The organism is Symplocastrum torsivum (assembly GCF_059505465.1).
This window is the reverse complement of record NZ_JCACKQ010000007.1, coordinates 86,763-111,579: the sequence shown is the minus strand read 5'-3', so window position 1 is coordinate 111,579 and position 24,817 is coordinate 86,763. Positions and strand designations below refer to the sequence as shown.

Genomic DNA, 24,817 nt, shown 5'->3' with positions numbered 1-24,817 from the left:
AAGCCCGATAAAGGCTTGATTCTATTAAGAAGCTTGTAGAGTAGAAAGAATGATTTCTTCGCAACTAATGGCTGATGCAACTGCCTGGGTAAATTTTTTTGACCCAACCTACTCGCTCCCCTCTTTGTATACTCCTCAGTCGCTACTTGCAGCGGCAGCTACCAACGAAGCAGAAAGCAGTTCACTAATACTGGCAGGAGTGCTGCTGAGTTTAGTCGTCATCTACTTCGCGAGCAAAGTAGGGGGTGAACTTTGCGCTCGGATTAACTTACCACCTGTATTAGGGGAACTAGTAGGCGGTGTCGTTGTTGGAGTGTCTGCCTTACACCTATTAGTTTTTCCGGAAGGCGGCGCAGGCGGTACTGACTCTCTAATTATAAATATTCTGCAAGCTACCGCTGGTCTCAGCCCAGACTCAGCTCTATCAGTATTTCAGGCTCAGAGCGAAGTCATTTCAGTCTTAGCTGAACTGGGTGTAGTAATTCTGTTATTTGAAATTGGTCTGGAGTCCGATCTCCAAGAACTCATTCGTGTTGGTCCTCAAGCGGCAGTTGTTGCTGTTGTTGGCGTGGTTGTCCCCTTTGCGGCTGGAACTGCTGGTTTAATTTATCTATTTGGAATTCCAGTTGTACCTGCCATTTTTGCTGGTGCAGCGTTAACGGCAACAAGTATCGGCATTACAGCGAAAGTCTTAGCAGAAATCGGGCGTCTTAGTTCCAAAGAAGGTCAGATTATTATTGGCGCTGCCGTTCTTGATGATGTTTTAGGCATCATTGTCTTGGCAGTTGTCGCGAGTTTAGCCAAGACAGGCGAAATCGTCATCAGCAACGTTATCTATCTGATTATCAGCGCTAGTGTCTTCCTAGTTGGTTCAATTTTAATAGGTCGCTTCTTGGGACCTTATTTCGTCGCGTTAGTCAATCAAATGAAGACTCGTGGTCAGCTGTTGCTGACTGCCCTGATTTTTGCCTTTCTCCTGTCTTATGTTGCTGCGGCTATTCAATTAGAAGCAATTTTGGGAGCCTTTGCAGCGGGACTTGTTCTAGCAGAGACAGATAAGCGCCGTGATTTGGAAGAACAGGTGATTCCCGTTGCCGATATTTTGGTGCCGATTTTCTTTGTAACCGTGGGTGCAAAAACTGACTTGGGTGTTCTAAACCCAGCGGTTCCTAGCAATCGGGAAGGCTTGATTTTAGCAATTTTCCTGATTGTGGTCGCGATCATCGGTAAGGTAGTTACTGGTTTGTCAGTGTTCGGTCAACCCGGAATCAATCGGCTAGCTATTGGAGTTGGGATGATTCCTAGAGGCGAAGTGGGGTTGGTTTTTGCGGGTGTCGGCTCAGCGAGTGGGGCACTATCGGAAGCCACTGAGGCAGCGATTATTATGATGGTCATTTTGACCACTTTTATTGCTCCTCCCTTGCTGCGGCTTGTGTTTCAGGAGTCAGAGTCGGATACTACCTCATCAGAAGAGTCGGTCTGATAGTGTCAGCGAGTTCTTCGTGCGATCGGGCGAAGCGCAGCAGCTTTGGAGTTAGCGAAGCGGCTCGAAAGGAGCAAGCGCAGAGCAAGATGGGACAAACTGCTAAAACTCAATAGAGTTAGCAGAAGTTGAACCAACTCAAAAAGCGAAAGAGAAATTTGTAAATCCTGATTTTTTGAGCAAATTGAACGGATTGCATCGACCCAGCAGACATTAGAGCGATATTCTTGATTTGGAAAAACCCGTGTATACTATTTTTCCTGAAACTTAAATTTGCCAGTCTACGTCCCAGAGGGTTGACTGTCCAAGTAGACAGATAACTAGTGGTATGCATTGTTGGGTGCAGCAAAAAAGCTTGAGTCAGGGTAGGAACAAGAGCGTTATGGGACTTGTGGATTTGTGCAAACAACCGGAAGAAAATGTGGCAAGTCACATTTTCACTCTTGTAACTTCTAGATTGTAGGATGCATTGCCAATTGACAAACCGCTCAACGATGCAGCACCGCGCTTTCAACAGGAGCAATAATTGTGAGATTTCGCTGGCTACTGATACTCTCCAGCTTTTTGACTGTTTTTCTTTTTTCCGCTGCTGCACAAGCACGTCAACTTCTTACTTGGCGCTTTGAGAGCAATCAAAACCGATTGGTATTTACCACAGACGCTGGGGTTCAACCCAGAGCGCAACTGATTGCTAACCCAACGCGCGTAGTCATTGATTTACCAGGAATTGCTCTAGGACGCCCTACAGCGAATCAACGGGTAGGTGGCGCGATTCGGGAAGTTCGAGTCGGGCAATTTGAGAATCAGACCACTCGGATTGTGATTGAATTAGCTCCAGGTTACACCCTAGATCCAACACAGGTAAAATTCCGGGGAATAACATCGAGTCAATGGTCGGTGCAATTACCAACACCTGAGCGGATAGCACCGTCATCCAATCGACCGCCACAAAGCCGATTACCTCTGCCGCCAGCTACTAACCCCTCAGGTAATCAATCCTCTCAACAAAGACCACCTTCGTCGGGAACACCAAATCGACCGGTTCCCACAGTTCCCTCTGGTCGATTGGCGACGATTCAGTCGGTTGAAGTGGCGAATAATCAGACTCAACTGGTGATTCGAGCGAATCAACGGGTGAGAGCCACGAGTGTTTGGGATCGAGCCGCCAATGCCTATCGAATCACTATCCAAGGCGCTCAACTGGCTGATAAAGTCAGAGGCCCGGAGCTTGATTCCAACAGCCCTTTAACACGGGTTCAAATCCGCCAACAAGACCCACGCACGGTTGTGATTTTGGTACAGCCTGGTGCAGGTACCCAAATTGGCGAACTCAATCAGCTTAATGATGAACTTCTGGCGCTGCAACTGCAACCGAGCAGAGGATCTGACTCCTCACAAGTGATTGGAGCGATTCCTGTGCCAGCGCCAGAGAGGACAACACCACCAGTCAGGGCGACACCACCAGCTTCAATGCCTCGTGTTCCCAACAGTCGTATGGTTGTCATGATTGATCCAGGACATGGTGGCAAAGACCCTGGAACTATTGGCATTGGCGGTGTACAAGAGAAAAATGTGATTTTGCCGATTTCCCAAGAGGTGGCGGCGATTTTGGAGCAACAGGGTGTCCAGGCTGTGCTGACCCGAACATCTGACTATTTTGTCAGCCTTGAAGGACGGGTGCAAATGGCAGACCGAGCCAATGCTAATTTATTTGTTAGCATCCACGCGAATGCCATCAGTATGAGCCGACCTGATGTGAATGGATTAGAGACGTATTATTACTCCAGCGGTCAGCGCCTTGCCCAGACAATCCACAACAGCATTTTACAAAGTGTCGATGTTAGCGATCGCAGAGTTCGACAGGCACGGTTTTATGTGCTAAGAAAATCCTCAATGCCGTCTGTATTGGTGGAAGTTGGTTTTCTTACGGGTCGTGATGATTCCGCGAAACTGGCAAACCCTAATTATCGCTCTCAAGTTGCACAAGCGATCGCTCGTGGTATCCTCCAGTACATTCAGCAGAATAGTTAAACGTCAAAAGATAAGCAAAGATCGGTGTCCAACTTTCCCGCCTCCTACCCCAGCGACTCTCTTCGAGCGAATGCGTCCGACTCCTACATTGGTAAACCTTCAGTTGAGGAAAGCTTGAAACCTCTGTTTGAGGCAAAAGAAGAACCAACACGGCATCGTATCGGTGTTTTTGACAGTGGCGTTGGTGGTCTCACTGTTCTGAGAGAACTCTATCGCCAGCTACCGAACGAATCGATTCTTTACTTTGCTGACACAGCGCGGCTACCCTACGGGACAAGGTCAAGTCGGGAAATTGTGCAGTTTTGCTTTGAGATCTTGAGCTGGATGGTGCAACAGGATGTCAAAATGGTTGTCCTTGCCTGTAATACCAGCGATGCCTTAGCCTTAGACGCTTTACGCAGTGAGTTCAATCTCCCAATTCTGGGGCTAATTCTACCGGGGGCGCGTGCAGCTGTTCAGCAAGGTCGTCGCATTGGGGTGATTGCTACCCCAGCGACGGCAGCCAGCAATGCTTATCGACGGGCAATATTAGAAGTCGAAGCAACGGCTCAAGTCTGGCAAGTTGGCTGTCCAGAGTTTGTACCGTTGGTTGAGCAAAACCGCTTGTACGACCCGTATACTGCCGAAGTTGCCCAACAGTACTTAGCTCCTTTGCTACAGCAGCGAATTGATACACTCGTTTATGGTTGTACTCACTATCCGCATTTATCACCTGTACTGCGGGAGATTCTCCCCCCACATGTCAAGCTTGTAGATCCAGCAGAACATGTTGTGTCGGCTGCGGCTCAAGAGTTAGATTTGATTGGATTGAAAAATCCTTGGTCACCTCTACCGACCCGATTCTGTGTCAGTGGATCTCCGCAACAGTTTGCAAAACTGTCACTACAATGGTTGGGGTGTACCCCATCCGTCGAAAAAATACAGCTCCCAACCGCTTCACCCTCACCGATTCCGCTAGAACCAGTAGATTAAAATGCCAAGCTCATGTAAACTAGTCTTCTATTGCAGTTTCTAATAAGCGTCGGCGGGAGCTGACTGATTGATTCGTCTTCAATTACCAGTTTCTTTGGAGGCTGCCACTTCGAGTTGATCGGAGCTATTAGGTTCACCCTCCTTAGCGATTCGCTTTAAGGATTTTCCTTTAGGGAAATAAGCTAACGAAGCACCTTGACTAGTGTGAAGAGACCAGCGTTCAACCTCGTCAGTTTTAGAAGATTGTTCTGTTGCTACATAGGGTGCATAAGCATCAACGGCTGAGTTGGCAACATATCGAGAACCCTTTGTTGTCCGTTGCGCCAACATCAACAGTAAATAAATCGTTAATAAATAACCAGTCGCTAGTAGAGGAATAATTACAGGCATATCCGTGTTAAACATAGTCTGGACAGGAGGTAGAAGAATGATGAAGATTTCAATAGCAGTTTTGACAACAGCCTTCCTAGACCCGTTCAAGGTTTAAGATACTGTTGTTATTAAGAATTTTTAGGGAGATAGAGCATTGTTCCCATCCCCTTCCCTAATTCCCTCTAGTCAAGCTAAGCTGTTGACCAAGAATCTCTACCCAAGCTTTCCTCCTAAGGGAAGCGGGAAGGCTGTATACTATGTCTGACGAATGACTTGCCTTAATGAAAACGCTAAGTTGTCATCCTGTAACATCAGGCTATCTCTGCCTATCAATCTTGCTCTAATCTGAAGCCTAGGAAGAATAACCCTAACCCGTCACTTCAGAATTAATAAATTCATGAATTTTTTGAAATCCTTAATTATTAGATTAACACAAGAAGCCTGGGGAGCAGCACCCAATTTTTTGTCCACTTAACAAGTCTACACAATGACTTTGAGGATTCTCCACCCATGCTGTTAGAGAAACAAGCTTTCCTCAAGAGGACGCTTAGCTTAGAATTAAGGAAAGAATATGTAAAGTTTCGTAACCTAATCTCTGAGTCGGCTAATCCATGACCTCAGTTACCTCCCTCTTTGCCCCTGTTGAAACAGACTTGTGTATACTCACCGAGAACCTAAAGAACCTGGTAGGTGCCCGTCATCCCATACTGTATGCCGCAGCCGAACACTTGTTTGGGGCTGGAGGAAAGCGGGTAAGACCAGCAATTGTCCTATTGATTTCGCGGGCAACAATGCTGGGACAGGAGATTACCCCGCGCCATCGGCGTCTAGCAGAAATTACGGAAATGATCCACACAGCAAGTCTGGTGCATGACGATGTCGTCGATGAGTCAGAGGTTCGTCGGAATGTCCCGACAGTGAATAGCCTTTTCAATAACCGTGTTGCGGTACTGGCTGGAGATTTTTTGTTTGGTCAATCCGCTTGGTATCTGGCTAATCTTGACAACCTAGAGGTGGTCAAGCTGCTGTCAGAAGTCATTAAGGACATGGCAGAAGGGGAAATTCAGCAAGGGCTGAATCGATTTGATACAACCACCACCATTGATGCCTACCTAGAGAAGACCTACAACAAAACAGCTTCATTGATTGCCAACAGCGCTAAGGGGGCTGGACTACTGAGTGGTGTCTCAGCGGAGATTGCTACAGATTTGTACTACTATGGGCGTTTTATTGGCTTAGCCTTCCAGATTGTCGATGATATTTTGGACTTTACGGCTTCGACAGAAGCGTTAGGTAAGCCAGCTGGCTCGGATTTAATTAGTGGCAACCTCACAGCCCCTGTTTTATATGCTCTTGAAGAAAAGCCTTACTTGGAGGTGCTAATTGAGCGCGAGTTTGCCCAACCGGAGGATATTGAGCAAGCGATCGCACTCGTTATGGAAAGCCGAGGCATTGAGCGCTCCCGTGCCTTAGCCGCACAATACGCTGAGACTGCCGTACAACGCATCACTCAACTCAAACCCTCAGAGTCGTCTAAAGCGTTAGTTGACTTAGCTGACTACGTTCTGAGTCGCCTATATTAAGCTAGCTTTGCAGGAAGCACTCCCTAGTGGTAAAGGCGACGTGAGGAAAATAGTGTGCTAAAACTTACGGAGAATCACTACAGCGTAAGTACGAATTGTTCAGTCTAAAATTTACTAAAACTTCATATTGGAGAAATCTCTGAACAAGGGTTAGTCTTGCCTCAAGTGCTTTACTCAAGCCTGTTTGGGCAAGAGCGGACTCAAGCAATATCCGGAGGCAGATTGCTAGGATATGACCTAGGTACTGACCGGATTTGTTGCAGCTGCGTTTGAATCAACTGTTGTAGGTTATCTCGACGCACCTCTATACCAGCCGTTAGATTACCAGGTGTATCAAAGAAAACTATGCTAGTAAGGGTTTCGATCGCTAACATCTGAAACAAAATGTGAGTGACTGGCACCGTAACAGCAAGAACTTCAGGGTCTGAAACCGACTGAAAATCAGCCGCATTTTTAAGAGTAGGAAACGCATAAATTACATTTTTCTCAATCTCAGGCTGGGCGCGATTACTCAGAGTCGTTAACACCCAACCCTGGTCAAGGGTTTGAAGAATGTAGTAGTCCGAATGTTCTAGCTGGCTAGCAACGAGTGTGAGTACGGGTGCGATCGCCTTAATTGCTTTAGGTGTCGTCCCATCTTGCGGTGCATTATCAACCAAGACTTGAATTTGTCGTTCTAAATCCATAAAGACTCAACTATAGAGCATGATTTGCTGCTATGTATGAGTCTAAACCCAGACAAATCAGTCAAGACTTATGTTTATGTTAGGGTCTTTGTTAATTAATGAACATTATGATGGAAGTCTGCCAGGGCGTGGAGGCAATATTTCAACTGCTGTTTAACGAATTCCGGCAGTCTACTCGTGCTTCCGAGCAGACCTGTCGCAATGTCGCAGCACGTTTAGCCAATGAAGTTACGCGAATCTGTACTGAAAGTAATCGGATTCAAACCTCTGGAGACGTTGATAGCTGGGCGCATACCCTCGCAAATCTTCGTCTCAAGCAAGTATTAAGCTACTACAAACTAGGGTCGCATCGGGGACGGGTAGAACTCCAGAGTACCCTCAGTGCGATCGTCTACCGCTACATTACGCCTCCTCAGGCACCTGCAAGTTACCAGGCACGATTGACCCTGATTGAAGATTTCTTACAGGGATTTTATGTAGAAGCCTTAAATGCCTTCCGTCGAGAAAATACGATTGAGGCAGGTTATCGTCCGCGAGCGCTTTTGGAACTGGCTGAATACATGGCTTTTACTGAGCGCTACGGCAAGCGACGTATTCCCTTACCCGGTCGTCGATCTCAACAATTACTCATCCTCAGAGCACAAACCTTTTCCCAACAGCAACCGCCAGAAACGTCTGTCGATATGGACACAGCAGCGGAAGGAGGGACATCAGAGTCTGATACAACCTGGAATGATGCCGCCATACAGCAGGTAAGGGAGATGATGGTTGCGTCTGAACCAGAACCCCTAGAAGCAAATCTCCGGGATACGGTAGTTGAGGAACTACTGAAGTATCTAGAAGAGCGTCAGCAACAGGATTGTGCCGATTACTTTACGCTGCGTCTGCAAGACTTGCCAGCGAGCGAGATCGAGGGCATTTTAGGACTCACCCCCCGGCAGCGAGACTATTTACAGCAACGCTTTAAATATCATCTCATTCGCTTTGCCCTCTCTCACCGTTGGGAGCTAGTTCATCAATGGCTGGAAGCCGATTTGGAGAGAAACCTTGGCTTAACACCCTTGGAATGGCAACTGTTTCAGGACAAAATTACTTCTGGGCAGCGAGAATTACTCGAACTCAAGCAAAAACGATATTCCCATTTTGAAATCGCTCAAGCTCTAGGTTGTACGGTCACTCAGGTCGAAAAGCGATGGTTTAAGTTACTTGAAATTGCCTGGGATATTCGCAATAGTTCAGTATCCGGATCTGGTGCATCTCAAGATGAATAGTGACATGGATAATAACTCGGACACCCTATATAGTCGCTTAATTGCTTGGCTACTAGAAGAGTCCGTTCCCGCTGCTTCTCTACCAGCAGACGGGCAGGCACAAAACCCTGTCCATACAGGCGAACAAAGAGCAGCGGATTTTGAATTGGATCATTTAGACCCTCTTGATTTAGAAGAATTGAACATTGCATCTTTTAACCCAGGCGAAGCGGCTCAAGACCGCATACAAGCAGACTCAGACTATACCCCTGCTTGCGAGGAAACTGAACCAGGCGGCGAAACCCGCCCCTACAAAATGGGAGAATTGCCAACCGTGCAAAATCGTTTTCAGGCGATATTAAAGCGCCGGCTACAAGTTGAGATTGAACGTCACCCACCGCTTTTCCCGTGGGAGACAGAGATGTCTGACTATGAACCCGATTCTTCTGACGTTATCGCAGATAGTTGGGTTCCTCCTGTCCGGATCTGGATGCCACAACTGTCTAACCTAACTCTGCCCGTCTCGATCCCAGAAAACGTTTTAGCACAACTGCTAGACGCTTGCTCTGAGGCAGTGTCTTCTCGGCGCCAGTTAGGCGCAAAACTGGTCAGTGCGGTGGAAAGCTTATTCTCCGACCAGTTTCAGTTGCTCAACAATGTAGCATCACTGGTGTTGCGATCGCTTGAGCCAGCGCGTGATGGTGACCCAGAGCCAACACAATCCTTGCTCAGGCAACTGCAATCTTTGTCTTACGAAGACTCGACCACTGAGCAAAAGATGACGCTGGCGCTGCTGGCAGCCAAAGAGATTATTAGCGCTCTTAGTGTGCCAATTTCATCAACTCATACCCCTGTTGAACGGCAGTGGGAGACGGCTGCGGGTCTTGTGACTGTGCAGGCAGAGTATCTGATGCAAGATGGAGTACCGAAGCTCCGTGTTACGGCTCATTTACCTCGTGGTGGCAGCTTGACATTGCGGACACCTCAGGCATCTGCAAACTCACAGCGCATCTATCCCGGCTATCTGAGCGTTGAATCCTTTGATTTGCAGCCAAATCAAACTTATCCTTTAGAAATCCGGTTCCATGACTTGGAACAAACACCTCTAGTGTTTGCGATTTGCCCAACTCGGTAAGCGAAAAGTGATTTGGGCTAGCATATTGAAGTCCTGGCATATTGTCTTTAGTCTCTAGTTTTTGGTCTTAAGTCCCTTGTTGAGGATGACCACTGACTAACAACTAATGACAATGACTGATGACCACTGACTGATTTGCTATGTCTAACTCATTAGGGATTCGGCAACTACGGCGTCTACCCGTTTTTAGCCAGCTTTGGCAGCGCCTTGAAGCGACGGAACCTCCACAGCCAGAAAACTCGATTTTGCTACGGGTGCTGGTGCAAGGTTTGGTGATTGTTGGGATTATCGCAACGGATGTTGCTGCCGAAACCCAACTGAGCTATTGGGCTGTGCCATTGAGTCTGATCGGGGCAACTTGGAGTTGGTATCACCGCCGCGATCGCAATATCCCCGTTAAGTTTTTGCTGGCGATTGGGATGCTGCTGTCAATGGGAGTATTCTTCAGCAACTTGTTAGGGCAGCTTAACGATACACGTTTAATTTTGGCTGAACTTTTAATTCAGCTCCAAGTTCTTCACAGTTTTGATTTACCTCGTCGGAAGGATTTGGGGTATTCAATGGTGATTGGACTGATTCTTTTGGGTGTCGCGGCAACTCTCAGCGAAACCTTAGCCTTTGCGCCATTGTTACTGGTATTCTTGGCGATCGCCCTTCCGGTTCTTGTCCTCGACTACCAGTCGCGCCTGGGTATCTCGACAACGCGAAAGCGTAAAAACGCCTCTGGGCTTGCTCCTCGCTCCTCACCACTATCCCTAAGACGCCTCAGCCTCTTTCTCATAGTAGTTCTAGGATTGGGGCTGACGATTTTCGCTCTAATGCCTCGGTTTCCCGGCTATCAGCTACAGACGTTTCCAGTCAGTGACCCTGGCAATTTTGCCAATCAGAATTTTGATCCTAACAATCGTGGCATCATCAATCCTGGGTATGTTCGTGAGGGTAACCAAAACGGAGGCGGTAGCAGTACGGGACAAGGCAGAGGCAGAGGCTCTGGTGAAATGGATGACACATTTTACTACGGCTTCAGCAGCCAGATGAACCAAAACCTCCGGGGAGAACTCAAACCCAAAGTTGTCATGCGGGTGCGATCGCAAGCACCAGGATTTTGGCGCGTGCTAGCGTTTGACCGCTACACGGGTCAGGGATGGGAGATGTCTCGTGAAAACAGGGTGTTGAATGTACGACGACCTGAATGGTCTTATCGGTTTTTTCTCTCGATGCCATCTTTCAGGGGTGAAACCAAACAGGTAATTCAAACTTACACCGTGGTGTCGGAACTGCCGAACCTGATTCCGGCTTTGGCTTATCCTCAGCAACTTTATTTTCCATCACCGGAGATCGAGGTAGACGTGGAAGGTAGTTTGCGATCGCCTGCTGCCTTACTTGAAGACCTCACTTACACAGTAGTTTCGGAAGTTCCCTACCGCAATCGCTCTGTGCTGCAAAAAGCAAGCGCTGACTACCCCAAGAGTATTAGCAGTTACTATTTGGATGTTCCCCAAAAAATTGCTGATAAGGTACGGCAACGGACTGAAGAACTCTTAGCCACCTCGCCAAAACCCATCACCTCCCCTTATGAAAAAGCACTGTACTTAACTCAGGCTCTCAAGCAGCGCTACAGTATCCCAGAAGACCCCTTCGGTTTACCCTATCTAGCGGAAAACGAAGACTTGGTAGAAGCCTTTCTCTTCAAACACAACGGCGGTTACCCAGACCACTTCTCCACCGTTCTCACCATTATGCTGCGTTCCATTGGCATCCCAGCACGATTGGTAGCCGGGTTTGCCACAGGTGAATTCAATCCGTTTACAGGCTTCTACATTGTTAAAAATACCGATGCCTATGCCATGACAGAGGTGTATTTCCCCAAATATGGCTGGTATACCTTTGACCCGATTCCAGGGCATGAACTGTTTCCTCAAAGCGTAGAGGAGTCGCAAACGTTTGGTGTCTTGCGTCAGTTCTGGCAGTGGGTAGCAGGGTGGTTACCTTCACCCGTTACCAGTTGGATTGGCAGTGTGTGGAATCTGATCATTCGTTTACTTGCCAGGGTAATTGTGTTTGTGTGGGGCATTGTTTCAAATGGTTGGGTTGGCGCATTTACGGGATTGATTTTAGCGATCGCTCTTGGCTTCCTTGGCTGGCTAGGTTGGAACCAGTGGCGAACCTGGCGCTACCGACGATGGTTAGCGAGGCTACCACAAATGGAAAGTCTCTATCAGCAAATGCTGAAAGTTTTAGGCACTCAAGGCTACGCTAAGCACCCTGCACAGACTCCCTTGGAATATGCAAAAACAATGCATCAACACCAACCAGTAAACTCTGCCCAGGTGATTGACGAAATCTCTCAAGCCTACGTCCGTTGGCGTTATGGTGCCCAGATGCCCAATATTCCACAACTACGACAGCAGCTACAGAACTTGATTAAAACTAGTCAGCGGTTGAACAAGAAGAATACCGCTTGAGAGGGGAGCCTCCCAATTGTACAAATACATTTTCTTGTGGGACAAGCCGGAAAGCCTGTCAAAGCAAAGGGCGGGCAGGATGCCCACCCCACAATAAATTATTTCTGCAAAAATGGGATGCACCCACTTGAGAGTCGATACAGAGTTGGGAAATGGCGAGTTATCCCTCTCCTAAGAAAACAGAATGGTTTCTTGTATGACCTAACGGATGCGATCGCGTCCGTGAACAGCTTCTGTCAATCTCCGAAAACATTTGCCATTATCGATTCAAGCGTCCTGCTTCTGACGCTTGAGGGTCGCCGTACTAACACCCGCTAGAGCCAGTAAGCCCAGAATGCTAGCGGGTTCGGGAACGGCGGTAGGCTCCGAAACACTAACAGTTCCGAGCGTGGCAGTGGGATTCCCTGCGGAGACTGACTCAACACCATCCATAAACGAAATAGCTAGTAGAGCCTGTAAATCTAGAATTTCATTGCCAGAAGCGGAGACAAAGGAGCCTTGGTCGAGATTGTCTGGATCGAGGAAATCGAGTCCGATGGGCTGGTTGGGGGTATCATTCACGTAGAAACTCGGATCAAAATCCGTTGTTCCACCCGCTTTAGAGGAAATGGAAAATGCCGATACGACCTCATTTCCACTCCAGTTCCATTGCCAGTCCTTCAACTCATCAGCCGACACAATGCCGTCAGCCACATCGTTTTCATCGGCGATGATGGTACCAAAAATCGAGCCGCCGCCATCATCTTCCCACCAGTTGGTATATTCAATATCCCAACTAAAGAGTGCGGCATTAGCGGGTGCAGTAAGTGTAGCCCAACCTAACGCCACCGTTGCAACAAGAGCTAAGTGTTTCATAAAACCACCATTACGTGAATACTGTTGAACAACTAAAGTCTGTCTCTGATCGCTCACGGCAAAGCAGGAGCTGATTCTGTTTCTGGTATTGGGCTTCCGTTGTTTACAAAAAGCCCAACACTACACCAACTTAGGAACCAACAATTCCGCCATCTTTGCGAGTAATTACAACCGTTGCATCACGGGGTATTTTGCCGCTACCTTGTGGTGCCGGGAAGTTTGTCAGACTTGGGTCGCCATCACCCGGATGCTGAAGGTTGACAAACATCGTCCGGCGGTCGGGGGTTACAGTAATGCCAGTTACCTCACAGCCCGTTACACCCGAAAAGATCCGGCGAATTTCACCTGTATTTGTGTCAGAAACGAGCATCTGGTCATTCAGTGTCACGCCGTTGATTTCCGGCTGAGTGCCGTCGGTTTCAATGAACAGCCTACCATCGGGATCAGACCAGAGACCATCCGGGCTACCAAAGGCGCTCTTATCGGTATCGTGAGTATCTACAGCGAGAACAAAGATGTCCCAGGTGAAGGTGGTGCCGACATGGTTGTTGCTGTCCCGCCACTTGATGATGTGACCAAAGGGATTGGGTGCCTGTGGGTTAGCGGCATCAGGCTCTTCACGGCGAGTATTGTTTGTGAGGGTGCAATAGATATCGCCATTGGGAGCAGCAGCGATCCACTCCGGACGATCCATTGGCGTGGCACCCACGGTGTCTGCCGCTATACGAGCATAAGTCAGCACCTCAGCTTGGTCTGCAAACCGAGCCGCAAGAGCTGAGTTATTAATGGTGAGTTCAATCCACTCGCCTGTGCCGTTATCGTTAAACTTGGCAACATAGAGCTTACCTCGGTCTAAGGGGCTGATGCCGCGTGCCTGCATCGACCGCCAGTTGCTTTCTGAAACAAACTTGTAGATATAGTCAAAGCGTTCGTCATCGCCCATGTACACCACGGCGCGACCACCTTGTCCAACGACTACCTCGGCGTTTTCGTGCTTACAGCGACCCAGCGCAGTCCGCTTAACGGGAGTCTGAGAAGCGTTCATGGGATCAATCTCGACTACCCAGCCAAATCGATTCTCTTCCTTGGTGTAACTGGAGTTCGAGAGGTCAAAGCGCGGGTCAAATTTGTGCCAATCATAGCCAGAGCCTTCGGCACTGAAGCCATAGCGTTCTTGTGCTTCCGTTGGTGTCCAGCTACCTGTAGCGCCGAAGTAACCATTGAAGTTCTCTTCGCAAGTCAGGTAAGTACCCCAGGGAGTGTAACCATTCGCGCAGTTGTTCACAGTACCCTTCGGAGAATTGCCTGCTGGTGTTTGCAACAGTGGATGACCAGCAACGGGTCCGCCGAACGTTACTGGCGTGTTGACATGGATGCGACGATTCTTAGAGCTGTTAACCCTTTGCCACTTGCCGTTGAGCTTTTGAATCTCAACTACGGATACGCCGTGAGCATGTTGAGAGAGGCGAACATCTTCAAGACTTTCCGGTGCTTCCTTACCCAGCACATGCACATTGTTGCCAAACTCATGGTTAATCGCCAACACACCCCGGTCATTACCCTCCCCAATCGGGAAGAGCCACATGCCGTCGTGACCAATCCCGATCTGTTGAAGCTGCTGGGCAGCCGTTGGGCGTGTATTCGGGTCACCATTATATTCTGGGCCACCAGGCTGAAGCGAGGTTCCCCAGGGAATCAGCACGTCAAACTGGTAATTGGATGAAATGGTGGGTACAGGTCCTACACTGTTAGCCGCAGGAACAGGTGTAAAGCTGATCAAACTGCTGCCTGGAGCTTGGGCGATCGCTGTGCCAGAGCCTTTAGCCGTCGCCGTCGCCGCACCTCGATCTAAAAAGCGATCGCCGGCTAGCGCTGCTAAGAAGCCAGTAGCTGACAGCGCCGCACCACGAGCGAGTACGTTTCGCCGAGACATTCTGGCTTGGAGCACGTCCTGAAACGGACGATTGCCCGACCTATTGCTGCTTCTATTGTCGTGAATCACTTGGACTCTCCTCTCAATATTGACTCTGTTGTCGATAGATGTGAACTGAAAACTGCTCTACGCTCGAACTCAGCCACGTTACGTAAGCCCAGTTTCAAACCTGGGGCTTTTCCCTCACAGGAAGCTACACTTCTGAATCGGGGAAACTTTTAAGACATTCTTGTGTCAGTGAACTGTCATATCTAGTCAGCTTGAACGCCCGTAATAAGGAGACGTGGAGATGTTTTTATTAGGAGCAATTGTCCCGACTTGATATCCCACCTAAACCTCACAATCACTAATCCAATTCGTCTAAATATTCCTGTGCCGCTGCCCCAGTCAGACGACCTTCATCAAAGGCTCGATCAATTTCTGAGATCGAACTTTGAGCGCTTATAGTCGCTCTAGCTGGAGTTCTTGCTACTGTTTGTGTCGGCTGCCCTTCATGACGCTGGAGTAGCGCGTAGGAGACGTTGTAGTACTTAGTCCAAACACTTACAAGGGGGGTTTCTTGCCACTGAGAGCGAGAAACAGTGGTAGTGAGAATTGGAACAATTTCGCCGTAGCGATCGCCTACAACCACCACCTCAACTTCTGAAAGATCGAGGTTTTGACTAAATTGACGACTAATTTCGTCGCTGACCATCGTCTCTGCCCGTCTGAAAAAGTCTCCAGACTCGACTGGACCATACACAGACATATCAACAACGATGCTTTCAGCCTTTGCATATATAGGTCGATAACTGTCACAAAAAAACCAGAAAAACGCCGCAGATGCTATCAAAAAATAGCGAGTCAAACCCTTGCCCGTCCTCTCTGCCAAAGCTACTTTTAGCACCTCTGGTTGCCGTGATTGTCTCAATGATTTGATGCTCACAATTACAAAAACTTTATCCCTGGGTCTTGACAGCAAATCTGAATAAGTAATTTAAATGCTGAACAGATTACTTTTTCTTTAGAAGGAGTTGACATAGTTTGATGCAAAAGCATTTACAGCTCAACGCAATATCTACCAGGAGACATAATATTTCTACGTTAAAAGAGTTTATCTGTATAGGCTTAAAACTAAGTAATCTAAGGGTTAAGAGTTTGCCCGGAAGTTTAAATCTCCAGTAGAGTAAGGCAACCTTTGGCTAGTTTTTAGCTTAGTTATAGCAATGGAAAAAATTTTGGTCGTCAAGGCTGAAAAGTCTACAAATTAAGGCTTTTTTGTGTTCTGATTGCCAATTCTACGAAGTTGTCAAAGGTCGCAATGGCTGCAAATGTCGGAGAAGCAAGCGTTACAGAAGACAAAACTCCCAGCACAGACAATCCGGTGTAGAGAGAAGGTTTAACTGTGCTTTGCTATCGGGTAGCGGATCGCCTGAAGCTATACCGAGTTTGAAGGGATAGTCAGAAAACCTAGGTTGAGCAACAACTCGACGACTGGGCCATTGAGACGCGAGTACAATCCCTGTTAAAGCTCCAGCGCTCACCAGTAAGCTTCGCCGTCTCAGGCGAGTTGAAAGTAAGCGCTCAAAATGAAAGCGCTCCATAAGCACCCCTCTTAAAATTTTCTTGCGATTGGCTAAGACAAGAATCAACAAAATTAAACAAGAGTAAGTAACAAGCTCGATTGGATTGAATCAATCGTTCTCGTCTTTTCGGTGACTTTGACTTGTGCAAGATGAACTTAACAATCAGACCTTAACTACTCATCAAGCTTTTGTTAAGAATTACTGATTATGCCTTACGGATGAGGTCAAAAAGGAAAGGCTATTGTGACTTATATATGTCGTAGATAAAGCAATGATGATACCCTGTTGTTGATGCGATCGCTCTTCGGGCGTTGCCTTAGGCAATCCCAACTGCCCTAACATCTAAAGACAATAAGTTGATGACGGAGATCGCACCACGTCCTCAGGTCTCAAAAAGGCGACCAAAACTGCCACTGCGATTGATCTTAGTGGTACCATTCATTGTCCAGATTTTCGCGGCTGTGGGACTGATAGGGTGGCTCTCTTTGCGGAATGGACAAATAGCGGTCAACGACGTTACTACTCAGTTACGCAACGAAGTCACCGCTCGTATTCAGCAAGAACTAGACAATTTTTTATCAACGCCATACCTAGTCAATCAAATTAACATCGATGATATCCGGGTTGGTCACTTAGATATCAACAACTTGCGAGGTTGGATGCCTCACATCTGGCGGCAGCTAAAGTTATTCGACTCAGTTGTTTATATTTCTTTTGGTAGCGAACGAGGAGAATTTGTTGGGGTAGATAGGCGAGATGATGGCAGCTTTATCTATCACATTAAGGATAGCCTCACGGCTGGGGCAGCACTGCAATACAAAATCGACGCTAGGGGCAATCCCACTCAAAAAATTTACACGCTGCCAAGTTATGAGCCGCGCCTCCGACCCTGGTATATACGTCCAAAGCAAGCTGGTCAACACACTTGGAGTGAAATTTACCAGATTTTAACTCCTCCTGTTCTGGCGCTCACACTGGGTCAGCCCTACTATGACGAAACAGGTGCGCTGAAAGGGATAGTAGCGGCTGATGTGAGCCTCGCCCAAATCAGTGATTTTCTAGGACAGTTGTCAATTGGCAAATCAGGAGAAGCCTTTATCATCGAACGGGATGGTTCACTTGTTGCCAGTTCATCCAGTCAACCGCCATTTGGGAACCAGAACAAGAGAATTAAAGCCAACCAAATCAATGAAGCTTTGATTCAATCGGCTGCTGAGTTTTTATCCCAACAGTTCAAAGACTTCAACCAGATTAAAGGCAGCCAGCAACTCAGCTTTACATGCGATGGCAAACGGCAATTTCTCCAGGTAACGCCCCTTTCTGGCGATTTCGGGCTGGATTGGCTAATCGTTGTGGTTGTTCCCGAAGCTGACTTCATGGAACAAATCAACGCCAACACGCAGATGACGATTGGGTTGTGTTTTTTAGCGCTGGTGCTGGCAACAGGATTAGGAATCTTCACCTCTCGCTGGATTACCCAACCGATTCTGCGATTAAGTGAAGCGTCTCGAAAAATTGCGGCTGGTGCATTAGACCAAAACGTAGAAGTTAAAGGTGTGGCAGAGTTGGAGGTTCTCTCTCAATCGTTCAACCACATGGCAGCACAGCTCAAAACCTCCTTTTCAGAGCTAGAAATCCGAGTTGAGCAACGAACGGTTGAACTCAAGGAAGCAAAACTTACTGCTGATGCCGCTAACCAAGCAAAAAGCGAATTCCTCGCTAATATGAGCCACGAATTGCGAACTCCTCTCAATGGCATCTTGGGTTATGCCCAAATTCTGCAACGTTCAAAAACGCTAACTGAGTGTGAGCGAAACGGTATCAGAGTTATTTCTCAATCCGGCTTCCACCTCTTAACCCTCATCAATGAAATTCTAGATTTATCAAAGATAGAAGCCCGAAAAATGGCGCTTCATCCCAAAGACTTTCATTTTCCCTCGCTTCTACAAGGTGTTGTAGAAATTTGTCGGATTCGGGCTGAGCAAAAGGAAATTTCGTTTATTTACCAATGCACTTCTGATTTACCTATCGGTATCCATACTGATGAAAAACGCTTGAGACAAGTACTCATCAACTTATTGGATAATGCAATCAAATTTACCGATGTTGGTGGTGTGACGTTTAAGGTTAGTCTTATTCATCAGCTATCGGTAGATAACAATAGACAACAAACAGCCAATAACAAATCACAGAAAAATACCAAAATCCACTTCCAAATTGAAGATACAGGTATCGGCATGAGCCAGGAGCAGAGCGAAAAGATATTTTTACCCTTTGAGCAAGTAGGCGATCGCAATCTTCAGGCACAAGGTACAGGGCTGGGATTAGCAATCAGTAGCAAAATTATTCAAATAATGGGTAGTGCTATCCAAGTCAAGAGCCAACCAAGTAAAGGAAGTACGTTTTTCTTTGATTTGGAGTTACCGAAAGCCGACGACTGGACACAGGCAGCCGTTAGTTTCAATTGGGGAAGAATTATCGGCATTCTCGGAAAAAAGCCTAAAATTCTGATGGTAGATGACCGCTGGGAAAACCGCTCAGTTATCGTCAATTTGTTGGAATCAATTGGCTTTGAAATGGTGGAAGCTATCAATGGTCAAGAGGGATTAGAAAAAGCAGCACAGTTCAATCCCGATTTGATTATCACAGACTTAGCGATGCCTGTGATGGATGGATTTGAGCTGATGAAGCACATTCGACAATCAGCGCTCTTACAGAATGTCGTTATTATTGTCTCATCAGCCAGCGTGTATGATATTGACCAACACACAAGTTTAGATGCAGGCGGAAATGATTTTCTTCCTAAACCCGTGCAGGTTGATGAACTTCTTCAAAAGCTCAAGAAGCATTTAAATTTGGAATGGATTTACGAGAATTCCTCTGAGTTTAGTAATCCCTATTCAACAAAACTAATAGAAAATGGGCAAGAAAAAGATAACGTCAATGACTTAATAGCTCCTTCTCATGAAGAATTAGCTATCCTACTGGACTTAGTTAAAAAAGGTCGATTACCAAGTCTTTTAGACTATCTTGAACAACTCGAACGAGTTGATGAAAAGTTTATTCCCTTTACCCAACATCTGCGCCAGCTAGCCAAAGGCTTTCAGGTCAAGAAAATTCGCCAGTTCCTCGAACTGTACCAGTTAGAATATTAGCGAGAGATTATTGAGTTGCTATTTGTAGCAAGTTCTCAAAACTCATAAGTCTCCTACCAGGACGTAGCAATGACGCCAACCCAAGAGACTGACCTGATTTTAATCGTTGATGACAGTCCGGCTGATCTAGAAGTGCTGTCCAAAACTCTTACGGATGCAGGTTTTGAAATTGCGATCGCTGTTGATGGTGAAAGTGCGCTGGAACAGGTAGGCTATGAGCTACCAACTCTCATCCTATTAGATGTACTACTGCCAGGAATTGACGGGTTTGAAACGTGCCGTCGCCTGAAGATGAACCCGTTAACGCAAGAAATTCCCATAATTTTTTTGACTGTCCTTGATGACACCCTTGATAAGATCAAAGGTCTAAATTTGGGAGCAGTAGACTATATCAGCAAACCCTTTCAGCAAGAAGAGGTACTTGCGAGGGTTAGAGTGCAACTGAAACTGTACAGCTTGACAAAGACTCTCGAACGGCAAAATATCCAACTTAAGCAAGAAGTTGAACAGCGTACCGCAGCAGAAGCTGCCCTACAAAAGCTTACGGTTGACCTAGAAAAACGAGTAGAGGAACGCACTGCCAAGCTAAAACAAACCTTATCTGAGTTGCAGCAGGCTCAAATGCGTTTGGTTCAGAGCGAAAAAATGTATAGCTTGGGCAAGATGGTAGCGGGTATTGCCCACGAACTCAACAACCCGGTGAGCTTTATCGACGGCAACCTAGTTTATGCTCTTCACTATATCGACGACTTGCTAGAGTTGCTACATCTTTACATCAAGCACTATCCAAATCCCGTGCCTGAAATTCAGGAGAAGGCGGAAAAAATTGATCTAGATTTCGTGATGAGAGACTTACCGAAACTACTGAATTCGATGCAAGTGGGAACAGAACGCATTTCCAAGCTTGTTAAGAGTTTACGCAACTTCTCCCACTTGGATCAAGCAGAAAAGAAGGCTGTTGATTTGCACCAAAGTTTAGACAACACCCTGTTAATTTTGCAGCATCGACTGAAGCTAACCTCGAAATTTCCAGGTATAGAGATTCTCAAAGAGTACGGTAATTTGCCACTCGTGGAGTGTTATCCAGGGCAACTAAATCAAGTCTTTATGAATATTCTCAGCAATGCAATTGAAGCATTGGAAGAGTCAGTAATCAATCACGACGGAACAGAAAGAATAGATAAAGAAATTCCTAAGATTGAGATTCGTACAGAAGCGAAAAATGACAAGGTGACAATCCGTTTTGCAGATAATGGGCCTGGTATGCCCCAAACAGTATACGACAGATTATTCGACCCTTTCTTTACAACCAAGTCCTTTGGTAAAGGTACAGGCTTAGGATTGGCAATTAGTTACCAAATTGTGGTAGAAAAACACGGAGGAAGACTCCACTGTGTCTCAACGCTAGGAGAAGGTGCAGAATTCATAATCGAGATTCCCCTTCTCGAGGCTGACTGATATGACCGTTTCCTGTTAAATGAGGTGCAGTTAAAGGCTTTGAAACTAGCGTTATAGTTAGGAAAAAAAAGGCTGATGGTTGGGATCTGACCGTTAACTGCTACAGCGAATCCAGTTAGTTAAAGATATTGCTTTAGATATACCTCAAATACACTTCTACGGATAGACCGTATTACCTATGTATAACGGTCAATCTAATGTTATGTAGACAACTGGGAAGTTAGGATTCATTACCTACATGCAAGTAATCAATGATCAGAGTGTATTAAACCAAGCTTCAGCCTGGGGTTTTAGCTGCGAACGTGATCTGCACAACAATTGGCAGATTGTTCCAAAGCTGAGAACTACAAGCTGGAAATTGCAGCAGAATGGGGAGAGATGGTTACTGCTAGTTGATGGTGTGGCTCAGGTTAATCTTCACGAACCCGAAGCGATCGCCTTTTTGCAGCGTCGTTGGTCAAATCGGTCTGAGCGGAAAGCTGTCTAGACAGTATTACCCCAAACAATGGATAAGTAAGATAGCTTATACATTCCTTATCGCATCAAGGGACTGGCGCATCGTGCATCGCGGCATCTTGATTGTCATGAACTATGAACAAAAAAAACTATCAGGCTTGTATTTCACCCAAGTGAGAACTGCTATAAGCCAGCTTAATGATACTTTCCCGCCGTCACATTATCCCTGAATTTGTCTAGCCTTTCTTCTAGTTCAAGAGTGAGTTGGTTAAGCTGGTACTCATTACTTAAAGTTGGATGGGCAGTTTTGGCAATATTAACCAACTGCATTGCTATCATTGTTTGCTGGCTGCTCCCAATCTCGTTTAAAGAGCGGAACTTATCCTGTTTAAGCCAATTAACCCAATGACGGGTTGCTTTGAGAGAGGAGCGGATGCCTCGTGCGGCTGGCGGGTATAAATGACTTAGGGGAGCAATGTAGCTGGGTTGATATTCTGCATTAATTGAAGAACACCAATCAAGCCATTTAAATCTTAAAATTCTGGAGCTGGTAACTATTGAAATCCAAGGAACCCGAAGCGCATCGGCAACAATGGCACCATGCATCGCTTCGGCAAGAAGAACCTCTGTCTGGCTAATCGCAGATAATACTTGCTCGATTGGCCAGCGTGGATCGATATATCCAAATCCTATTTGCTCGCAGGTTAATTTCCAAAACTCGCTACCATAATTGGCATGATGAACGTGAGGCATGAAGGCAAAGCGATTAGTTTTGCCACCAGTGGGTTTGAATAGGCGTCTAACGAGGATAGCTCCATCGGCGACGGCAAATTTAGCTGGCAAACCAAGCTTTTGAGCAGATAGTAAACCTCTCACACAGTAAATAGTCCAGGAATTATCAATGTTAGGCAAACCTTTTTCATAACCAATTCCGGAACTAAAGATTGCTATCTTGCGAACATTTGATAAGCGCTTGATTAATAAATTATTGAGCAGAGTTCCAATACCGACAAACACTGTTTTTTCATCTTCATCAAATACACCAGGAAGTAGTTGATTCCATAACCAAGGATTTAAGGAATCACCAAAATTACTCATCCCATCGGGTCGGCTATAGTAAAAAAGTTTCATTGATTCTTACGCTTTGACGTTGATGATGCTAATAACGCAGCGTGTATTTTATATTGAATTCGATTAATATTGAAAGTAAAATAGTTACGGTCTAAGATTAATTTTTGAAACCAGTGAGGTTTGGCTTTCCAATGGTAATAGGCTGGAATCGCGATCGCTTCTAAAAAGTTTCGCCACCTAGCAGTAATGTTTGAATGCAGTAAGGACTGAGCGCGAAGTTGCCCATTTTTCACCATTTCTAGACGTAAAGTGTGATTGTCTGTGGCACCGCGTAAAGGGCGATCGCTTTGCAGTCGTTCCAAGGCTGAAATGACATCGGCAGGAGAAGTCACTTCTAGATAGTCGAGGGAGGATTGGCGTTCAGCACGGTAGGCAGATTCAGCACCTACAATCGCAGGTACGTTAGCTAACCAAGCATTGTACAGTTTTGTTGCAGGCTTGCTGATGTAGTTGCGACTCAGATAGAGTTGTTGGCGATCGAAACTACGTACTGCCACGATCGCATCAATCTCGCTATAGTCATTCCAACGATCATGAATCTGGCTGTAGTCGCTCCAGTGGTTGCGATTGAGTATCGGATACCAATTCAACCCCATCACCTTGAGCTGTTTTTCCCAAGAAGAATCTAGTAGCTCCGGTGCTAGATTGACTTCGTGACCGAAAAAAGCAATATTCTCAAAGCGATCGCCTCTTGCAAGATTGCGAGGAATCAAGGCTGGCTGAGACCAGTGAGGTATATAGTAACTATTCTTAAGGGTTTTACTTTCTAGGGAATTTTGTACAACATGGAGCTGAGCATAGGGATACGCTGGTAGCTCAGCCTTCAGGCAAATGAGTAGTATATTTGGCGTTGGCTTGAGATTATCGTTATGTGCTCGTAAGGCGTTGCGATGCACTAAAACAATTCCTTCAGCAGGCAACTCGCTTACCAGTTCGCAAGGAAAATTATCTGCCTTTAAGCGAAGGTAAGTTTGTACAGTCCAGGCATAGATACCAAGACCAAAACCTTTCCAGTTTTCATCTGCACTTACTGGCATGGTGGAAGGCCAATAAAGCTGAGGAATATAAAAGTAAATGGGTGGTACTCTCTCACTCATGGAGGAAGAAATGATTTTTTAAATTACTTTTCACCCAAAAAAAATGCCAATAGTAAAAAGGACTCACAAGAGTGCTTAAAAGAAGTTCCATTTCACAAGCTGCAACAGTATTAGTTTTTAAAGCTTTGCGATACTTGATGAAATGAAGAATAAGTTTTCTGAGATCGTTGACCCAGTAGGCTAGCAAAGCCAAGGGTTTCTGCCAGACTCGAAAGCGTAACATCCGAATCGGATATCGGCTCAAACCTACTCCTCGCAAGAGTTTCGCTAAATACCTTTTTTCTAACCGCCAAGGGGGTATGTGGTGATAAATGCACATTTGAGGGTTATGCCAAATCTCCCATCCTCCTTGAATGATGTAAGATAACGTTTCTAAATCTTCCCCTTTTGATAACAGAGATGTCGTGCATACTCCTTTGAAAAAAGGGCGACCAGGAACACAATCTATCCAGGCTTGCTTGCGAATGACAAGTCCTGCTCCCACGGGAAGTAGACCGTTGCGAAGGTCATATCGAAAAGGTTCTTGACCGCGTTCGACAATTGCTAAAAAACACGATATTCTCTGAAAATTTTCTGGAGGTTTGCTTTCATACTCTCCGTAAACTTGACTACCATAAGCTCCAGCTTGAGGATGCAACTGACCAAAACAATAAGCTTCATAAACCCAGTTAGGAGTTGGTAAGTTATCATCATCCAAAAAGCCAATTAAAGACCCTTGAGCTTCTTTGATGGCGCGGCGTCGAGCAAAAGCTATTCCTTGGGTGGGTTCAAAGTAATATCTCAGGGGATACTCTTTAGACCAATTGGATTGATAGTCTTGGACAACTTTTGCAGTATTGTCATTGCTGTTGTTATCGATAACAATCACTTCCCAGGAGAAATGTTTGTCTTGAGACGGTATTAGCGTTTGTTCTTGAGCGTCAAGCTGTAAAGAATGACCTTTATCGAATGCCGTTTGCCTTAGCCTAGCAGTAGCCAAGTCACAAGCAGTTAACTCGGCTGTATTAGTGCTGACTTTGCCTGATGCCTCAGTAGCCAAGCAGAACGCGCTATCAGCCAAGGCGATAAAAGCAGAAGGAGAAGTAACGTTACCTAAGGCAATTCGCAATCGCTCTAAAACCTTAGGCAAACGACTTTCTCCGTTGTACGTACAAATAGCTACCGTAAAGTCAACCACAATTCAAAGGGGC

19 protein-coding genes are annotated in these 24,817 nt (G+C 46.3%); 10 read left to right on the top strand and 9 right to left on the bottom strand.

What is annotated here, in order from left to right; translation table 11 throughout:
* The first annotated feature begins 49 nt into the window (after positions 1–49).
* The 3 genes from AC5JL3_RS02205 to murI all read left to right on the top strand — a co-directional run bounded on the left by AC5JL3_RS02205 (position 50) and on the right by murI (position 4,486).
* Positions 50–1,483, top strand: coding sequence for a cation:proton antiporter (locus tag AC5JL3_RS02205; protein WP_496072928.1), 1,434 nt, complete (start codon positions 50–52; stop codon positions 1,481–1,483).
* 528 nt (positions 1,484–2,011) lie between these two features.
* Complete coding sequence (locus AC5JL3_RS02200) at positions 2,012–3,514, top strand: N-acetylmuramoyl-L-alanine amidase (RefSeq protein ID WP_496072927.1); 1,503 nt, start codon at positions 2,012–2,014, stop codon at positions 3,512–3,514.
* 123 nt (positions 3,515–3,637) lie between these two features.
* The gene (gene murI, locus AC5JL3_RS02195) at positions 3,638–4,486 is read left to right on the top strand and encodes a glutamate racemase (RefSeq protein WP_496072945.1); all 849 of its coding nucleotides are present in this window, start codon (positions 3,638–3,640) and stop codon (positions 4,484–4,486) included.
* Positions 4,487–4,564: 78 nt separating this feature from the next.
* Here murI and AC5JL3_RS02190 read toward each other — a convergent pair whose 3' ends face one another.
* Positions 4,565–4,966 (bottom strand): hypothetical protein, encoded by a 402-nt coding sequence (locus AC5JL3_RS02190; protein WP_496072926.1) that lies wholly within the window; start codon positions 4,964–4,966, stop codon positions 4,565–4,567.
* Between the two features lie 503 nt (positions 4,967–5,469).
* Here AC5JL3_RS02190 and sds point away from each other — a divergent pair.
* Positions 5,470–6,441, top strand: coding sequence for a solanesyl diphosphate synthase (sds, locus tag AC5JL3_RS02185; protein ID WP_192221914.1), 972 nt, complete (start codon positions 5,470–5,472; stop codon positions 6,439–6,441).
* A 200-nt stretch (positions 6,442–6,641) separates the two neighbouring features.
* Here sds and AC5JL3_RS02180 read toward each other — a convergent pair whose 3' ends face one another.
* On the bottom strand, positions 6,642–7,127 hold the full coding sequence (locus AC5JL3_RS02180; RefSeq protein WP_496072925.1) for a hypothetical protein: 486 nt from the start codon (positions 7,125–7,127) through the stop codon (positions 6,642–6,644).
* A gap of 107 nt (positions 7,128–7,234) precedes the next feature.
* Here AC5JL3_RS02180 and hetZ point away from each other — a divergent pair, with 107 nt between their 5' ends.
* The 3 genes from hetZ to AC5JL3_RS02165 all read left to right on the top strand — a co-directional run bounded on the left by hetZ (position 7,235) and on the right by AC5JL3_RS02165 (position 11,977).
* Complete coding sequence (gene hetZ, locus AC5JL3_RS02175) at positions 7,235–8,398, top strand: heterocyst differentiation protein HetZ (protein WP_496072944.1); 1,164 nt, start codon at positions 7,235–7,237, stop codon at positions 8,396–8,398.
* A 4-nt stretch (positions 8,399–8,402) separates the two neighbouring features.
* On the top strand, positions 8,403–9,512 hold the full coding sequence (locus tag AC5JL3_RS02170) for a hypothetical protein (RefSeq protein ID WP_496072924.1): 1,110 nt from the start codon (positions 8,403–8,405) through the stop codon (positions 9,510–9,512).
* Between the two features lie 140 nt (positions 9,513–9,652).
* On the top strand, positions 9,653–11,977 hold the full coding sequence (locus AC5JL3_RS02165; RefSeq protein WP_496072923.1) for a transglutaminase TgpA family protein: 2,325 nt from the start codon (positions 9,653–9,655) through the stop codon (positions 11,975–11,977).
* A 267-nt stretch (positions 11,978–12,244) separates the two neighbouring features.
* Here AC5JL3_RS02165 and AC5JL3_RS02160 read toward each other — a convergent pair whose 3' ends face one another.
* From AC5JL3_RS02160 to AC5JL3_RS02145, 4 genes are all read right to left on the bottom strand, one after another.
* Positions 12,245–12,832 carry a PEP-CTERM sorting domain-containing protein gene (locus tag AC5JL3_RS02160; protein ID WP_496072922.1) on the bottom strand — a complete coding sequence of 196 codons (588 nt, stop codon included), beginning with the start codon at positions 12,830–12,832 and terminating at the stop codon, positions 12,245–12,247.
* A 130-nt stretch (positions 12,833–12,962) separates the two neighbouring features.
* A complete protein-coding gene (locus AC5JL3_RS02155) occupies positions 12,963–14,765 on the bottom strand; it encodes a PhoX family protein (RefSeq protein ID WP_496072921.1) in 1,803 nt (600 codons plus the stop codon).
* Between the two features lie 346 nt (positions 14,766–15,111).
* A complete protein-coding gene (locus AC5JL3_RS02150) occupies positions 15,112–15,690 on the bottom strand; it encodes a hypothetical protein (RefSeq protein ID WP_496072920.1) in 579 nt (192 codons plus the stop codon).
* 403 nt (positions 15,691–16,093) lie between these two features.
* Positions 16,094–16,348 carry a hypothetical protein gene (locus tag AC5JL3_RS02145; protein WP_496072919.1) on the bottom strand — a complete coding sequence of 85 codons (255 nt, stop codon included), beginning with the start codon at positions 16,346–16,348 and terminating at the stop codon, positions 16,094–16,096.
* A 341-nt stretch (positions 16,349–16,689) separates the two neighbouring features.
* Between AC5JL3_RS02145 and AC5JL3_RS02140 the strand changes: the two genes are divergently transcribed.
* From AC5JL3_RS02140 to AC5JL3_RS02130, 3 genes are all read left to right on the top strand, one after another.
* On the top strand, positions 16,690–19,485 hold the full coding sequence (locus AC5JL3_RS02140; RefSeq protein WP_496072918.1) for a hybrid sensor histidine kinase/response regulator: 2,796 nt from the start codon (positions 16,690–16,692) through the stop codon (positions 19,483–19,485).
* A gap of 69 nt (positions 19,486–19,554) precedes the next feature.
* Entirely contained in the window at positions 19,555–20,943 is a 1,389-nt protein-coding gene (locus tag AC5JL3_RS02135) for a hybrid sensor histidine kinase/response regulator (RefSeq protein ID WP_496072917.1), read from the top strand.
* A gap of 238 nt (positions 20,944–21,181) precedes the next feature.
* Complete coding sequence (locus tag AC5JL3_RS02130) at positions 21,182–21,430, top strand: hypothetical protein (protein ID WP_496072916.1); 249 nt, start codon at positions 21,182–21,184, stop codon at positions 21,428–21,430.
* Positions 21,431–21,594: 164 nt separating this feature from the next.
* On the opposite strand, the gene AC5JL3_RS02125 is transcribed toward AC5JL3_RS02130, so the two are convergent.
* The 3 genes from AC5JL3_RS02125 to hpsE are packed head-to-tail and all read right to left on the bottom strand — an operon-like array spanning position 21,595 to position 24,756.
* Positions 21,595–22,530: a polysaccharide pyruvyl transferase family protein gene (locus tag AC5JL3_RS02125; RefSeq protein ID WP_496072915.1), complete on the bottom strand. Its 936-nt coding sequence runs from the start codon at positions 22,528–22,530 to the stop codon at positions 21,595–21,597.
* Entirely contained in the window at positions 22,527–23,627 is a 1,101-nt protein-coding gene (locus AC5JL3_RS02120) for a hypothetical protein (RefSeq protein WP_496072914.1), read from the bottom strand. The genes AC5JL3_RS02125 and AC5JL3_RS02120 overlap by 4 nt, the downstream gene beginning before the upstream one ends.
* Positions 23,620–24,756, bottom strand: coding sequence for a hormogonium polysaccharide biosynthesis glycosyltransferase HpsE (gene hpsE, locus AC5JL3_RS02115; protein WP_496072913.1), 1,137 nt, complete (start codon positions 24,754–24,756; stop codon positions 23,620–23,622). The genes AC5JL3_RS02120 and hpsE overlap by 8 nt, the downstream gene beginning before the upstream one ends.
* Positions 24,757–24,817 lie beyond the last annotated feature (61 nt).